The 14,339-nt window shown below is 74.8% G+C and carries 12 protein-coding genes; 6 read left to right on the top strand and 6 right to left on the bottom strand.

The genetic code is table 11. From position 1 onward, the window contains the following. The 4 genes from F8274_RS05680 to F8274_RS05665 form a co-directional block, all read right to left on the bottom strand. Nucleotides 1-702 carry an endonuclease/exonuclease/phosphatase family protein gene (locus F8274_RS05680; RefSeq protein WP_151461213.1) on the bottom strand — a complete coding sequence of 234 codons (702 nt, stop codon included), beginning with the start codon at nucleotides 700-702 and terminating at the stop codon, nucleotides 1-3. 1 nt (nucleotide 703) lies between these two features. Next, nucleotides 704-1,651, bottom strand: coding sequence for an ROK family glucokinase (locus F8274_RS05675; RefSeq protein ID WP_151461212.1), 948 nt, complete (start codon nucleotides 1,649-1,651; stop codon nucleotides 704-706). Between the two features lie 71 nt (nucleotides 1,652-1,722). Next, on the bottom strand, nucleotides 1,723-2,436 hold the full coding sequence (locus F8274_RS05670; RefSeq protein ID WP_151461211.1) for a hypothetical protein: 714 nt from the start codon (nucleotides 2,434-2,436) through the stop codon (nucleotides 1,723-1,725). A gap of 41 nt (nucleotides 2,437-2,477) precedes the next feature. Then, a complete protein-coding gene (locus F8274_RS05665) occupies nucleotides 2,478-2,933 on the bottom strand; it encodes an SRPBCC family protein (protein ID WP_151461210.1) in 456 nt (151 codons plus the stop codon). 189 nt (nucleotides 2,934-3,122) lie between these two features. On the opposite strand from F8274_RS05665, the gene F8274_RS05660 reads away from it, so the two are divergent. From F8274_RS05660 to F8274_RS05640, 5 genes are all read left to right on the top strand, one after another. Next, a complete protein-coding gene (locus tag F8274_RS05660) occupies nucleotides 3,123-4,928 on the top strand; it encodes a long-chain fatty acid--CoA ligase (protein WP_151461209.1) in 1,806 nt (601 codons plus the stop codon). Between the two features lie 14 nt (nucleotides 4,929-4,942). Next, nucleotides 4,943-6,634, top strand: a complete 1,692-nt coding sequence (locus F8274_RS05655; RefSeq protein ID WP_151461208.1) for a GAF domain-containing sensor histidine kinase — start codon at nucleotides 4,943-4,945, stop codon at nucleotides 6,632-6,634. A gap of 7 nt (nucleotides 6,635-6,641) precedes the next feature. Next, nucleotides 6,642-7,310 carry a response regulator transcription factor gene (locus F8274_RS05650; protein ID WP_007072219.1) on the top strand — a complete coding sequence of 223 codons (669 nt, stop codon included), beginning with the start codon at nucleotides 6,642-6,644 and terminating at the stop codon, nucleotides 7,308-7,310. Nucleotides 7,311-7,520: 210 nt separating this feature from the next. Then, nucleotides 7,521-8,333, top strand: a complete 813-nt coding sequence (locus tag F8274_RS05645; protein ID WP_151461207.1) for an SAM-dependent methyltransferase — start codon at nucleotides 7,521-7,523, stop codon at nucleotides 8,331-8,333. Continuing rightward, on the top strand, nucleotides 8,326-10,110 hold the full coding sequence (locus F8274_RS05640) for a bifunctional diguanylate cyclase/phosphodiesterase (protein ID WP_151461206.1): 1,785 nt from the start codon (nucleotides 8,326-8,328) through the stop codon (nucleotides 10,108-10,110). Before F8274_RS05645 ends, F8274_RS05640 begins: the two co-directional genes overlap by 8 nt. Nucleotides 10,111-10,116: 6 nt before the next feature. Here the strand turns inward: F8274_RS05640 and F8274_RS05635 are convergent, their stop codons facing one another. Both F8274_RS05635 and F8274_RS05630 read right to left on the bottom strand, forming a co-directional pair. Beyond that, nucleotides 10,117-10,791: a response regulator transcription factor gene (locus F8274_RS05635; protein WP_151461205.1), complete on the bottom strand. Its 675-nt coding sequence runs from the start codon at nucleotides 10,789-10,791 to the stop codon at nucleotides 10,117-10,119. Beyond that, nucleotides 10,743-12,041 (bottom strand): sensor histidine kinase, encoded by a 1,299-nt coding sequence (locus F8274_RS05630; RefSeq protein WP_225853621.1) that lies wholly within the window; start codon nucleotides 12,039-12,041, stop codon nucleotides 10,743-10,745. Before F8274_RS05630 ends, F8274_RS05635 begins: the two co-directional genes overlap by 49 nt. A 153-nt stretch (nucleotides 12,042-12,194) precedes the next feature. Here F8274_RS05630 and F8274_RS05625 point away from each other — a divergent pair, with 153 nt between their 5' ends. Beyond that, on the top strand, nucleotides 12,195-14,306 hold the full coding sequence (locus tag F8274_RS05625; protein WP_151461204.1) for an MMPL family transporter: 2,112 nt from the start codon (nucleotides 12,195-12,197) through the stop codon (nucleotides 14,304-14,306). Nucleotides 14,307-14,339 lie beyond the last annotated feature (33 nt).

The raw sequence follows: 14,339 nt of genomic DNA, 5'->3' as shown, positions 1-14,339 counted from the left end.
TCAGGCGCCGGCGGGCAGCAGCAGGTCCACGAGGACCGGGAAGTGGTCGCTGGCCTGCCGCGTCCGCGGGGTGTCCACCACGTCGTAGTCGACCACACTGATCCGGGGGTCGACGAACAGGGCGTCGATGCGCCGGCGGGGGTTCGCGCAGGAGTAGGTGAGCCGGTCGGCCCGGTCCATCGCGACGGCCGCGTCGGTCAGTCCGTCCGCAACGGCCCGCCAGGCCGCCCCGTCCGGCCCCTCGTTCAGGTCTGCGCCGGCCACCACGGGCAGCGTCGCGGCGGCCAGTTCCCGCTTGAACGCGGCCGCCTGGGCGGGTCGTTCCGCCGGGTCGGTGGAGAGGTGGGAGCCGGCCAGCAGGAACCGGGTGCCGCCCACGAGGCACTCGGCGTACGCGGCGCCGCGCAGATGCCGCCCCGGTGTCAGCGGGTAGCGCTGGCAGCGGGTGGCCGTCGCGCGGACGCGCAGGCTGGTGAGCAGCACGTTGCCCAGCGACGGCAGGCCGCCGGCCGCGACGACCAGCCCGAACGAGTCGGCCAGCGTGGCGCACTTCTGCCGCCACCGGAACCGCCGTGGCCCCTCCTGGACGATCACCACGTCCGGCGCGGCCTCCCGGACCACCTCGGCCAGCGCCGCGGTGTCGTCCCGCTGGCTGTGGATGTTGTAGGAGACGACCCGCAGCGGCACGCCTGCGTCGGCCACGTCAGATCCGCCGGGCCAGGTCGGCGGCGCCGATGACGCCCGCGGTGTTGCCCAGCTCGGCCGGGCGCACCTCGGCGACGGGCAGGCGGCTGCGCTGGGCCAGGGCGTCGGTGAACGACCGGCGGGTCGGGCCGAGCAGCAGGTCACCGGCGTCGATCACGCCACCGCCGACCACCAGCACCTGCGGGTCGAGGATCTGCGCCATGTCGGCGAGGCTCGTGCCGAGCCAGCGGCCGACCTGCGCGAACGCCTCGGTGGAGACCGGGTCGCCGCCCTTCGCGGCGGCGGTCACCATCGGCCCGCTGATCCCCTCGGCCTCGCCGCCGGCCAGCTCCAGCAGGGCGGCGGCCCGGTGCGGCTCCTGGCGGGCGGCGGCGCGGGCGAAGCGGACCAGGGCGCTGCCGCTGGCGTACTGCTCGATGCAGCCGAGCCGGCCGCAGCCGCACTGGTGGCCGTCCGGCACGGTGAGCATGTGCCCCAGCTCGGCCGCGATGCCGTGGGCGCCGCGGACCAGCTCGCCGCCGAGCACGATCCCGCCGCCCACCCCGGTGCCGATGGTGAACATGACCATCGAGTCGTCGGCGTCCCGGGCCGCGCCGTAGCGGAACTCGGCCCAGGCCGCGACGTTGCCGTCGTTCTCCACGATCACCGGCAGGCCGGTGGCGTTGCTGACGTACTCGCGCAGCGGCTCGTCTCGCCAGGCGAGGTTGGGGGCGAAGAGCACGGTGGAGCGGGAGGCGTCGATCCAGCCGGCCGCGCCGATGCCGACCGCGTCGACGGTCCGGCCGGTGGCCAGCTCGCTGACCAGCTCGGTGATGACGTCGCGGGTCTTGGCCACGTCGTCGGCGGGGGTGTCCCGGCGGGCCTGCACGAGGACCCTGCCGGTGTCGTCCACGACACCGCCGGCCACCTTCGTGCCACCGACGTCGACTCCGATGGTCAGCGTCACCGCTGCCACTCCCCTCTGCTGTGCTGCCCGGCGCGGCCGAACCGGCCGTGCGATCCCGGGATGTCCGGTGGTCAGGCCCCGTCGCCTGGTGCGTCCTCGCCCACCTCGCCGGACGCCCGCGAGGCGGGCACCACGGGCCGGCCGGCCGGCGGCCGGCTCGGCGCCGGCACGTCCGGCCCGGCGGCATCGGCGGGCGGCTCCGACAACTCCAGCTCGGCGCGGCTGGCGCCACGCCACGACCTGGAGCCGTCGACGGCACCCTCCTCGGCCGCGCCCTCCCCCCGGGTGGCGGCGGACCACACGTCCTGCTCGGGTGCCGGCTGAGAATCATGCCCGGTGCGGGTCGCCTCGCGCCACACGTGGTCCCCCGCCCCGGTCGGAGCGGCCGCCCCGTCGGACCCGCCCGGCGTCGTGGGGCCGCCCGGACCGGCCGGCTCGGGCGGGGTGAACGCCCGCAGCAGGCTGGCCACGCCGGCGGCCAGGTCGCCGGCGCCCGTCGCGAGCCGCTCGGCGAATTCCGGACTCGGATCGCGCAACGCCGCGATACCCCGGCAGACCGGGCAGACACAGCACTCCTGCGAGCCGGTGGCGAAACGCGCACCGGCGCCGGACGCGGTGGACGAGTCGCCGCCCGGGGTGTGACCGAGGACACCGGAGAGGATCCCGCCCAGCGGGCCCCAGGGGCCGGAACCGGGCGTGGCGGCGGCCAGCTTCGCGCTGGCCAGCAGCATGGCGACGAGGCGCTCGGCCTCTTCCCGGGCCGAACCCGGATCAGTGGTGCCCATGGTTCGGCTCCTTCACCGTGACAACCGGGACGACGGTCGGGTCAGTGGGCCGCACCGAGTGCTTCTACCCGGCGCTTGAGCTGCTTCAACGCCGCATCCATGATCATCTTCTCGGCCTTGCGGCGAAACATGCCGAGCATCCCCACGGACAGCTCCACCTCGAGGGTGTAGGTCACCGTGGTCGTTCCGTCCGGGTTGTCGACGAGGTCGTACGACCCGCGCTGCGACTTCTGCATCTTCGAGGGCGCCACGAGGTGCCACTCGATCCGGGAGATGTCCTCGGCGTACTCGTAGGCCAGCACGTACTCGTCGGCCATCACGCCCGCGTCGATGGTGAACCGGACCTGGCTGGCGTAACCGTCCTCGTACTCCTCGATCACCTCGGCCCGCCGCACCGCCTCGGCCCACTCCGGGTAGCGGGCGAAGTCGCAGATGACCGCGGCCACCCGGTCCGGTGACGCGCCGACGAGGATCGACTGGGTGGAGGAGTCCGCCATGGGGGGAGGCTACCCGGCGGCGGGCCGGCCCGTGCCGCTCCACCCCCGCCCGTCGCGGCGCGCCCGGCGGGGGCCCTGTCCCACCAGCCGGGCGGGCAACCTCCCTACCTCCTCCCCGGAGGCGGCCGGGTAGGTTTCGACAGAGCCGACCACGGCCGGGCCGGCCAGTGCGAGCACGAGGGAGTGCAGGTGCGCGAGTTCTCCGTTCCGCCGATCGTCACCGTCGGCGACGCGGCCAACCTGACCGACCCGGTCTGGGACAACGCCGAGGTCGCCCCCGACGCCGTGCAGTTCGTCCGGCGCGCCGAGGGCACCGTCGGCGCCTGGGTCGACGTGACCTGCCGGCAGTTCCGCGACGAGGTCGTCGCGGTGGCCCGCGGCCTGGTCGCGGCCGGTGTGACCCCCGGTGACCGGGTCGGGCTCATGAGCCGCACCCGCTACGAGTGGACCCTGTTCGACTACGCGATCTGGGCCGCGGGCGCGGTCACCGTGCCGATCTACGAGACGTCCAGCGCCGAGCAGGCCGCCTGGATCCTCGCCGACTCCGGCGCGGTCGCCGTGGTGGTGGAGAGCACCGCGCACGCCACCCTGGTCGCCGGCGTCCGCGACCGGCTGCCCGAACTGCGCGAGGTCTGGCAGATCGAGCTGGGCGCGGTGGACGAGCTGGTCGCCGCCGGCGCGGCGGTCGACCCGGCCGACGTCGAGGTACGCCGCTCGACGCTGAAGGCCGACGACATCGCCACCATCATCTACACCAGCGGCACCACCGGCCGCCCCAAGGGCTGCGTGCTGACCCACCGCAACATCTACGCCGACATCGCCAACGCCGTTCCGGTGCTGCCGAACCTGTTCCGCCAGGGCGCCTCCACCCTGCTCTTCCTGCCGCTGGCGCACGCCTTCGCCCGGCTCATCCAGGTGGGCGTCGTGCAGGCCCGGGCCACCATGGCGCACTGCTCGGACACCAAGAACCTGGTCGGCGAGCTGCAGGAGTTCAAGCCCACGTTCGTGCTCTCCGTACCCCGGGTCTTCGAGAAGGTCTACAACGGCGCGCGGCAGAAGGCCGAGGCCGACGGGAAGGGCAAGATCTTCGACCGGGCCGAGAAGGTCGCCATCGCCTACAGCGAGGCGCTGGAGACCCCCGACGGGCCGGGCCTGGGGCTGCGCGCCCAGCAGGCGCTCTTCGACAAGCTGGTCTACCGCAAGCTGCGGGCCGCGATGGGCGGCCGCTGCCGGGACGCCATCTCCGGCGGCGCCCCGCTCGGCGCCCGGCTCGGGCACTTCTTCCGCGGCATCGGGGTGACCATCTGCGAGGGCTACGGCCTCACCGAGACGGCGCCGGCCGCCGCCGCGAACCTGCCCGGGCACACCCGGATCGGCTCGGTCGGCCGGCCGCTGCCCGGCGTCACCATCCAGATCGACGACGACGGCGAGGTCCTGATCGCCGGCGAGATCGTGTTCCAGGGCTACTGGCACAACGAGGCGGCCACCGCCGAGGCGCTGAGCGCCGACGGCTGGTTCCGCACCGGCGACCTGGGGCAGCTCGACGAGGACGGCTACCTCTGCATCACCGGCCGCAAGAAGGAGATCATCGTGACGGCCGGCGGCAAGAACGTCGCCCCGGCCGTCCTGGAGGACCAGGTGCGGGCGCACCCGCTGATCAGCCAGTGCCTCGTGGTCGGCGACCGGCAGCCGTTCATCGCGGCGCTGGTCACCATCGACGAGGAGGCGCTGCCGAAGTGGCTGGCCGCGCACGGCTTCCCGGAGGACACCAGCGTCGCGGAGCTGCGCGGGAACGAGGCGCTGCGGGCCGAGGTGCAGACCGCGATCGACCAGGCCAACCAGTCGGTCTCCAAGGCCGAGGCCATCAAGGTGTTCCGTATCCTGCCGCAGGACTTCACCGAGGCGACCGGCGAGCTGACCCCCTCGCTCAAGGTCAAGCGGCAGGTCGTCCACAAGACGTACGCGGCGGAGATCGCGGACATCTACCGAGGCTGACTACCATCCGTCACGTGCCCGCCTCCACACCCAGCCCACCGCAGACGCAGCCCCTCGCGGCCGCGGCGCGCGCGGTCCTGCTCGCGCTGGTCGCCGCCCTGACCCTGTTCGCCACCCGCGACGCCACCCAGCTGTGGTGGATCGCCCTGCTCGGCGTCGCCGGGCTGCCCGCCGTGCTGGCGCCGCAGCACCGCCTGCTCGCCCCGATCAGCCGCTTCGCCGAGGTGGTGGTCCTCGGTCTGGCCGCCAGCCAGGTCGCCGCCGACACCCACCTCACCGGGGTCACCGGCGGGCTGGGCGCCTCGGCCGTGCTGCCGTACCTCGCCGTGCCGGTCACCGTGACCGCGCTGCGCCGCCGGTTCCGCGAGGGGGCGGCGCTGCTCGTGGTGTCGGCGGCCACCCTGCTGGTCAGCGCGGCCTTCACCGAGGTCGGCGGCGAGCCGCAGCTCGGCCAGCTCGGCTACCTGACGGTCTGCGCGCAGTGGCTGATCCTGGCCGGCCTCGGCCTCTACACCGCCGGCATGCTGCAGCGGGTGATGCGGGTGCGCGGCGAGGGCAAACCCCAGCCGTACGCGGAGGCCACCCGGCTGCTCACCCAGCTGCGCACGGTCGCCCGCCAGCTCCCCGGCGCCACCCTGGACCCGGGCGGCATCTCCGAGCACCTGCTGGAGGAGCTGCGGGTGGTGGCGAAGACCGACCGGGGCGCGGTGCTGTCGGCCAGCGGCGGCGGCCGGCTCGTGGTGCTTGCCCAGATCGGCGCGGACCGGGTGGACTGGGAGACCACGCTCGACGCGGACTCGGCCATCGCCGACGCCTGGGCCAGCCAGCAGCCGACCACCTCGGCCCGCTCGCAGGCCCGCTCCCGGCAGTCCGGCGAGGTCTCGGCGCTCATCGTGCCGCTGGTCGCGGGCGTGCGCACGGTCGGCCTGGTGGTCGTCGAGGCGGACGCCGCGCACGCGTACCCGCCGCCGGTGGTCTCCCGGGTGACCGCGCTGACCGGCCCGGCGGCGCTGCGCCTGGAGGCCGCGCTGCTGTTCGACGAGGTGCGCTCGCTGGCCACCAACGAGGAGCGGCAGCGGCTGGCCCGGGAGATCCACGACGGGGTCGCCCAGGAGCTGGTGATGGTCGGGTACGGCATCGACAACGCCCTCGCCACCGTGCACGACGACGCCGAGGAGACCGCCGACTCGCTGCGCACGCTGCGGCAGGAGGTCACCCGGGTGATCACCGAGCTGCGGCTCAGCCTGTTCGAGCTGCGCAGCGAGGTGGACCGGCACGGCGGCCTGGCCGCCGCCATCGCCGAGTACGCCCGCACCGTCGGCGCCTCGGGCGGCCTGCGGGTGCACCTGTCCCTGGACGAATCCACCGCCCGCCTGCCCGCCGCCACGGAGGCCGAGTTGCTGCGCATCGCGCAGGAGGCGGTGACCAACGCGCGCAAGCACGCCGGGGCGGCGAATTTGTGGGTCACCTGCGAGGTGGACCCCCCGTACGCGCAAATTGAAGTGTCGGATGACGGTCACGGCATCGGTGACCAGCGCCCCGACGGGCACTACGGTCTTGCGATCATGGCCGAGAGGGCGGAACGTATCCGGGGCCGGTTGGAGATCAGGCCGCGGCAACCCAGCGGCACGACCGTGGCGGTGGTACTCGGCTCCTCGCCCCGGCGCGATAAGGTGCGCGGCAGCGCAGCAGCAGAAGGGGAGTAACCCGAGGATGACCACTAGCCCGACACCGGCCACCCGGACCAAGGTTCTCCTTGTCGACGATCACGATCTGATCCGTAAGGGTCTGCGGCACGCCTTCGAGCGGGACCGGCAGTTCGAGGTCGTGGGCGAGGCCGCCACGGCCGCGGAGGGCGTGCGCCAGGCCGGCGCGCTCCAGCCGGACGTCGTGATCATGGACCTGCGGCTGCCCGACGGCAGCGGCCTGGAGGCAACCCGCGCCCTGCGCAAGTCCAGCGCGTCGATGGGCATCGTCGTGCTCACCATGTACGCCGGCGACGACCAGCTCTTCGGCGCCCTGGAGGCGGGGGCGAGCGCGTTCGTACCGAAGACCGCCCCGGCGGACGAGGTGGTGGCCGCCGCGCGGCACGCCGCCTCCTCCCCCAGCGCGTTCACCGCGGCGGACCTGGCCGAGGCGATGAAGCGGCGGCTGGCCCCGTCCGGTCCGCAGCTCTCCCCGCGCGAGGGTCAGGTGCTGCGGCTGCTGGCCGACGGCATGAGCGTCGCCGGCATCGCCAAGCAGCTGTTCGTCAGCGAGTCGACCGCCAAGACGCACATCTCGAAGCTCTACGAGAAGCTCGGCGCCGCCAACCGTGCCCAGGCGCTGATGACCGCGCTGCGGCTGGGGCTGCTGGAGGCCCCGGACGCGCCGAAGTTCTGACGGCGTCCCGCCAGCTCGACGCCGGAGAGGCCCCCGTCCGCACGCCGGACGCGGGCCTCTCCGGCATTCCGGCACCCCGCGACCGCGTACGGTGAGGGGCCGGACGCGGAGCGACGACGGTCTTTGCACCGGGACGGCGGGCGGGCAGAATACCCGGGTGATCCGCGCGGCGGTGACCCCCGCGCGTCGCCGACACAAAGGGGCAAGCGCATGCAGCGGCCGGACTGGGCACCCGAGACCATCGACATCGAGCGCCCCAGCGTGGCCCGCATGTACGACTACTACCTCGGCGGCTCGCACAACTTCGCGGCCGACCGGGCCGCCGCCCGCGCCATGGTCGAGGCGGTGCCGGAGGCCCCGCTGATGGCCCAGGCCAACCGGGCCTTCCTCCGCCGGGCCGTGCAGTTCCTGGCCGACGCCGGCGTACGCCAGTTTCTCGACATCGGCTCCGGCATCCCGACCGTGGGCAACGTGCACGAGATCGCCCAGCGGATCGACCCGGAGTCCCGGGTGGTCTACGTCGACGTCGACCCGGTCGCGGTGGCGCACAGCCAGGAGATCCTGGCCGGCAACGACCGGGCCGTGGTGGTCCAGGAGGACCTGCGCCGGCCGGAGGCGATCCTCCGCCATCCCGACGTCCTCCGGCTGCTGGACTTCTCCGAGCCGGTCGCCGTGATGATCGTGGCGGTGCTGCACTTCATCCCCGACGCCGACCGCCCGGAGGAGTTCCTGCGGACGCTGCGCGCATCGCTGGCCCCCGGCAGCTACCTGGTCATGTCGCAGGCCAGCGACGACGGCCGGGCCGGCACCGGCGAGCGAGCCGAGGCCGAGCGGGTCTACCGGCGCACCGACAACCAGCTCTTCATCCGCAGCCGCGCCGAGCTGACCGCGCTGTTCGCCGGCTTCGAGCTGGTCGACCCGGGCGTGGTCTGGGTGCCGCAGTGGCGGCCGGACGCCCCGGAGCACGCCGAGAACGCGGCGCAGGCGGTCTTCATGGGTGGCGTCGGGCGGCTCGGTGGGTGACGACGGGGCCACCGCCACCACCCGCTCCCGCCCCGGCGCCTTCGCCCGGGCCTGGGCCAAGGCGGTCTCCGGGACCAGCTACCTGCCGCTGACCCAGGCCCAGTTGGAGGCGCTGCTCCAGCGGCTCACCGAGCGGCTGGCGCTGGCCCTGCGCGCCGACCCGTTCGACCTGCGGATCGGCCAGCAGGTCGGCGCCGAGCTGGTGCAGTCGCACATCGCCTCCGCGGAGGGGCTCGGCCGCACCATCGAGGTGATCCAGCTCCGCCTCGTACGGGATCTCGACCTGGCCGTCGACGACGTCGAGGACCGGATGGCTCGCCTGCTGGCCACCGTCGCCACCGGGTACGCCCGCGCCCTGCGCGACCGCACGCTGGACGAGCAGGAGGCCATCCGGCGGGCCGCCATGATGGCCCGGGCCCAGGCCGAACGCGCGCTGCGGGACAGCGAGGCCCGGTTCCGGCACCAGGCCACCCACGACCCGCTGACCAACCTGCCCAACCGCACGCTGTTCACCGAGCGGCTCACCGCCGCCATCACCGCGGCCGGGCGGGGCGCCGACCGGATCGGGGTGTGCTTCCTCGACCTGGACCGGTTCAAAGTGGTCAACGACTCCCTCGGCCACCAGGTCGGCGACGCGCTGCTGGTGTCGGTGGCCCGGCGGCTGCGCCGGGCGCTCGGCGAGCACCTGGTGGCCCGGCTGGGCGGCGACGAGTTCGTCATCCTGGTCGAGCGCACCGGCTGCACCGAGGACGTCGTGAAGGTGGCCGAGGCGGCCCTGGCCGCGGTGAGCGAGCCGGCGCTGGTCGACGGGCACGAGCTGACCGTATCGGCCAGCATCGGCATCGTGGAGCGGCAGGTGGCCGGCACCTCGCCGCTGGAGCTGATGCGCGCCGCCGACAGCACCCTGCACTGGGCCAAGGCGGCCGGCGGGGCCCGCTGGTCGCTGTTCGACGCCGACCGCAACCGAAGCGACCTGGCCCGCTACGCCCTCTCCGCGGCGATCCCCGCCGCGCTGGACCGGGGCGAGTTCTACCTCGACTACCAGCCGCTGACCGGGCTGCGCGACGGCCGGGTGGTGGGCATGGAGGCGCTGGTCCGCTGGCGCCACCCGGAGCTGGGCGTCCTCCGCCCGGACAGCTTCATCCCGCTCGCGGAGGAGACCGGCCTGATCGTCCGGCTCGGCAGCTGGGTGCTCGCCGAGGCGTGCCGCGAGGCGCGCACCTGGGCGGCCGGGCCGGCCGGCGCGCCGTTCGTCAGCGTCAACCTCGCCGTCCGCCAGCTGCACCGGCCCGGCCTCGTCCAGGAGGTGCAGGGGGTGCTGGGGCACACCGGCCTGCCCGCCGAACGGCTGCAGCTGGAGATCACCGAGAGCACCATGATGAGCACCGTGGCGGAGCCGGTCCGCGCCCTGCGGGTGCTGGCCGACCTGGGCGTACGCGTGGCCATCGACGATTTCGGCACCGGCTACTGCAACCTGGCGTACCTGCGGGACCTGCCGGTGAGCGAGCTGAAGGTGGCCGGCGAGTTCGTGGCCGGGCTGCGCGCACCGGCCGGCGACCCGCGCAGCCGCACCGACGAGCGCATCCTCGCCTCGCTGGTCTCCCTGGCGCACGCCCTCGGCCTGACCGTCACGGCCGAGGGGGTGGAGACGGCCGACCAGGCCGCCCGGCTGCGCGCGATCGGCTGCGACGCCGGGCAGGGCTGGCACTTCGGCCGCCCGGGGCCGGCCGGGCCGCACCTGGACCGCTCCCCCGCCCTGACCGACACCGCCTCCTGAGCCGGGTCAGGCCGGGGTCCGCGGCCGGCGGCCGTCCTCCCCGTGCAGGTAGGCCAGCACGGCCAGCACCCGCCGGTTGTCGTCGCCGGACGGCGGCATCCGCAGCTTGCTGAAGATGTTGTTGATGTGCTTGTTGACCGCCTTCTCGGTGACGAAGAGCCGGGCCGCCACCGCCGCGTTGGACCGGCCCTCGGCCATCAGGCCGAGCACCTCCCGCTCCCGGGCGGTCAGCTCGTCCAGCGGCCCCGCCCCGGACCGGCTGGCCAGCAGCTGGGCCACCACCTCCGGGTCCATGACGGTGCCGCCGCCGGCCACCCGGCGCACCGCGTCGACGAACTGGTCCACGTGGGACACCCGGTCCTTGAGCAGGTAGCCCACCCCACCGAGCCGGTCGGAGAGCAGCTCCCGGGCGTAGAGCTGCTCGACGTGCTGGGACAGCACGAGGACCGGCAGGCCGGGGATCTCGGCGCGGGCCCGGATGGCCGCCTGCAGCCCCTCGTCGGTGAAGGTGGGTGGCAGCCGGACGTCGAGCACGGCGACGTCCGGGCGGTGCGCGATCAGCGCGGGCAGCACCGACGGTCCGTTGTCGACGGCCGCGACCACCTGGCAGCCGAACGCCTCCAGGATGCGGATCAGCCCGTCCCGGAGGAGGGCGAGATCCTCGGCGATGACAACTCGCACGGCAGCTCCATGCTGATGACGGTGGGCCCACCGGCCGGACTGGTCACCACCATCGTCCCATCGAACGCGGCCAGCCGGCGCCCCATCCCCGCCAGCCCGCTGCCCGCCGCCGGGTCGGCGCCGCCCCGCCCGTCGTCACCGACCACGACGGTCAGCCGCCCGCCGGCGTGGCCGAGCTCAACCCAGGCCCGGGACGCCCCGCTGTGCTTGCTGACGTTCGCCAGCCCCTCGGCCACCGCGAAGTACGCGGCGGACTCCACGGGGGCGGCCGGGCGGCCCGGCAGGTCGACGGTCACCGCCACCGGCAGCGGCACGGCCAGCGCCAGCGCGCGTACCGCTCCTGCCAGGCCGCGCTCGGCGAGCACCGGCGGGTGGATGCCGCGTACCAGCCCGCGCAGCTCGGCCAGGGCCTGCCCGCTGGTCTCCCGCGCCTCGGCGAGCAGCCGCCGCACCGCCTCCGGGTCGTCGCCCACGAGCTGCTCGGCCAGGCCGATGCTCATGCTCAGCGCGACGATCCGGGCCTGCGCCCCGTCGTGCAGGTCCCGCTCGATGCGCCGCAGCTCGGCGGCCCGCGCGTCCACCGTGTCGGCCCGGGTGACGGTGAGCTGGCGGACCCGCAGCGCCAGCTCGGCGGTGCGGGTCGGCGGCAGGAAGAACCGGGCGAAGGCCAGGTGCAGCCAGACCAGCCAGCGCCCGACGGCCAGCCCGCCGACCAGGAACAGCGCCCCCAGCGGGATGCAGAGCAGCGCCTCGCCGAGGTTGTCGATCGGCCAGAACGGGCCGTAGCCGAAGCCGACGGTCAGGTGCAGCACGAGCGGGAGCCCGAGCAGCCCCTCCAGGCCGTACAGCGGCAGGGCGAAGGCGGCCAGGCACACCGCGCCGGTGACCGCACCCGGCAGCAGCCAGGACAGGTCGCGCCAGGTGGCCGGGTCGCTCACCACCCAGCGGAACCGCCGCCAGGTGCCGAACTGCGCCCCCGCCGGAGCCGGCAGGTAGGGACTGGCCATCTCGACCCCGCCCCAGCGGGCCAGCCGGCGGTGCAGGCCGGCGCAGAGCCGGACCAGCGCGATGGCCACCGGGAACAGCGCGAACCCCACGCCGAACACCGGGATCAGCAGCAGCGACACCAGCGACAGCACGAAGAGCGCGACGTGGGTGCTCAACGCCAGCAGGGCGATCAGCAGCCCCTGCGCGGCGGTGACCGCGCCGGGCCGGATCCAGGTGCGGAGCAGTCCGCGTACGCCGTCCACGGCCTCATTCTGCGGCACCGGCCGCCACCGATCGGTGGTGCTGGCACCACCCCGGCCGGCGCGCTGACACCCCTGACCCGCGCGCGGCCGGACCGAAGGATCGAAAGGAGGGGTCACCGACCCCGCAACCGTGACGACGAAAGGGAACCTCGGATGTCCCCACAACGCCTGGCCGGCCTACCCGCCGGCCGCCGCGGCAAGTACGCGGTCCTCCTCCTCTGGCTGGCGCTGCTCGTGGCGGCCGGCCCGCTCGCCGTGAAGCTCGGCGAGGTCCAGGACAACTCGACGCTCGGCGCGCTGCCGGCCGGCGCCGAGAGCAGCCGGGCGGTGCAGCGGGCCGAGGCGGCCTTCCCCGAGTCGCGGCACCCGCTGGCCATCGCCGTCTACGTCCGCGACAGCGGCCTCACCCCGGCCGATCAGGCCCGGGTCGAGGCCGACCGGGCCGACTTCGCCCGGTACGCCGACGGCGGCGCGGTGTCCCCGCCGGTGGCCGCCGCCGACGGCCGGGCGCTGCTGCTGTCGGTGCCGGTCAGCCTCGACGAGGAGCGACGCGCCGAGGCGGTCGGCGCGCTCAAGGACCGGCTGGCCGACCGCGCGCCACCCGGCCTGCGGACCGCGCTCACCGGGGACGCGGCCGCCGAGCACGACGTCTTCGACGCGTTCTCCGGGATGGACGGCGCGCTGCTGCTGGCCACCGCGCTCACCGTCGCCCTGCTCCTGCTGATCACCTACCGCAGCCCGGTGCTGTGGCTGATCCCGCTGGTCGGGGTGGCCGTCGCCAACCAGCTCGCCGGGGCGGTGGTCTACCTGTTGGCCCGGCACGCCGGGCTGGCCGTCGACTTCCAGAGCCAGACCATCCTCACCGTGCTCGTCTTCGGCGTCGGGGTGGACTACGCCCTGCTGCTCATCGCCCGCTACCGCGAGGAGCTGCGGCGGCACGCCGACCGGCACGCCGCCATGGCGGCCGCGCTGCGCCGCTCTGCCGGCGCGGTCTGCGCCTCCGCCGCGACCGTCGCGATCGGACTGCTCTGCCTGCTCGCGGCCGACCTGCCGGCCACCCGCGGCCTGGGCCCGGTCGGCGCGGTCGGCATCGCCGCCGCGCTGCTGGCCATGACCACCCTGCTGCCCGCGGTGCTGGTGCTGTGCGGCCGGTGGCTGTTCTGGCCGTTCGTGCCCCGGTACGCTCCCGGCGCCGCCGACACCCGTGACCAGACCGCCGGCCACGGGGTGTGGCGCCGGATCTCCGGTCTGGTCGCCGGCCGGCCCCGGGCGGTGTGGCTCGGCACCGCCGCCGCGCTGGCCGCGCTGACCCTGGGCATCGGCAACCTCGGCCTGGGCCTGCCCGACGACGAGTCGTTCACCACCGAGGTCGGCTCGGTCGCCGGGCAGCGGCTGATCGCGGCCCACTACCCGGGCGGCGCGGCCGCGCCCGCCGAGATCCTGGCCGCCGCCGAAACGGCGGACCGGGTGGTGGATGCCGCCCGCGCCGTGCCGGGTGTCGCCGAGGTGGGCGCGCCGCAGCGCTCGGCGGACGGCCGGTGGGTGCGGGTGCCGGCCGTGCTCGGCGCCGCACCGGACAGCGACGCCGCCCGGGACGCGGTCACCCGGCTGCGGACCGCGGTGCACGCGGTGCCCGACGCGCAGGCCCTCGTGGGCGGGCGGACCGCCACCGTGCTCGACGAGGAACGCACGGTGAACCGCGACAACCGGGTGGTCATCCCGCTGGTGCTCGCGGTTGTCCTGGTCATCCTGGTGCTGCTGCTCCGGTCGCTGGTCGCGCCGCTGCTGCTGATGATCAGCGTGGTCCTCTCGTACGCGGCCGCCATGGGGGCCGCCGGGCTGCTGCTCGACGCCCTGGGCCATCCCCGGCTCTTCGTCGGGGTTCCGCTGCAGGCGTTCCTGTTCCTGGTCGCGCTCGGAGTGGATTACACGATCTTCCTGATGACCCGGGCCCGGGAGGAGGTCGCCCGGATCGGGCACCGGCCCGGCGTGCTGCACGCGCTGACCGTCACCGGCGGGGTGATCACCAGCGCGGGCGTGGTGCTGGCCGCCACCTTCGGCGCGCTGCTGGTGCTCCCGCTCGTGCCGTCGGTCCAGATGGGCGTCATCGTGGCGGTTGGCATCCTGCTGGACACCCTGCTGGTGCGCAGCCTGCTCATCCCGGCGCTGACCCTGGACCTCGGCATGCGCACCTGGTGGCCGGGGCGGTTGGCCCGCCGGTCGCCGCGGCCGGTCCCGCCGGAGCCGGACCTGGTCCGCACCTGACCGGTTCGCCTTCGCGACCCCGGCCCGGCTCCC

The sequence above is a fragment of the Micromonospora sp. AMSO31t genome, from assembly GCF_008868175.1.
Taxonomy (GTDB): Bacteria; Actinomycetota; Actinomycetes; order Mycobacteriales; family Micromonosporaceae; genus Micromonospora.
The sequence above is the reverse complement of the archived record's forward strand: the minus strand, read 5'-3'. Positions and strand labels throughout refer to the sequence as shown.

Excerpts from the sequence above, each read along its gene's own strand:
- F8274_RS05670 (WP_151461211.1), bottom strand. The coding sequence starts at position 2,436 with ATGGGCACCACTGATCCGGGTTCGGCCCGGGAAGAGGCCGAGCGCCTC.
- F8274_RS05665 (WP_151461210.1), bottom strand. The coding sequence starts at position 2,933 with ATGGCGGACTCCTCCACCCAGTCGATCCTCGTCGGCGCGTCACCGGAC.
- F8274_RS05650 (WP_007072219.1), top strand. The coding sequence starts at position 6,642 with ATGACCACTAGCCCGACACCGGCCACCCGGACCAAGGTTCTCCTTGTC.
- F8274_RS05645 (WP_151461207.1), top strand. The coding sequence starts at position 7,521 with ATGCAGCGGCCGGACTGGGCACCCGAGACCATCGACATCGAGCGCCCC.
- F8274_RS05625 (WP_151461204.1), top strand. The coding sequence starts at position 12,195 with ATGTCCCCACAACGCCTGGCCGGCCTACCCGCCGGCCGCCGCGGCAAG.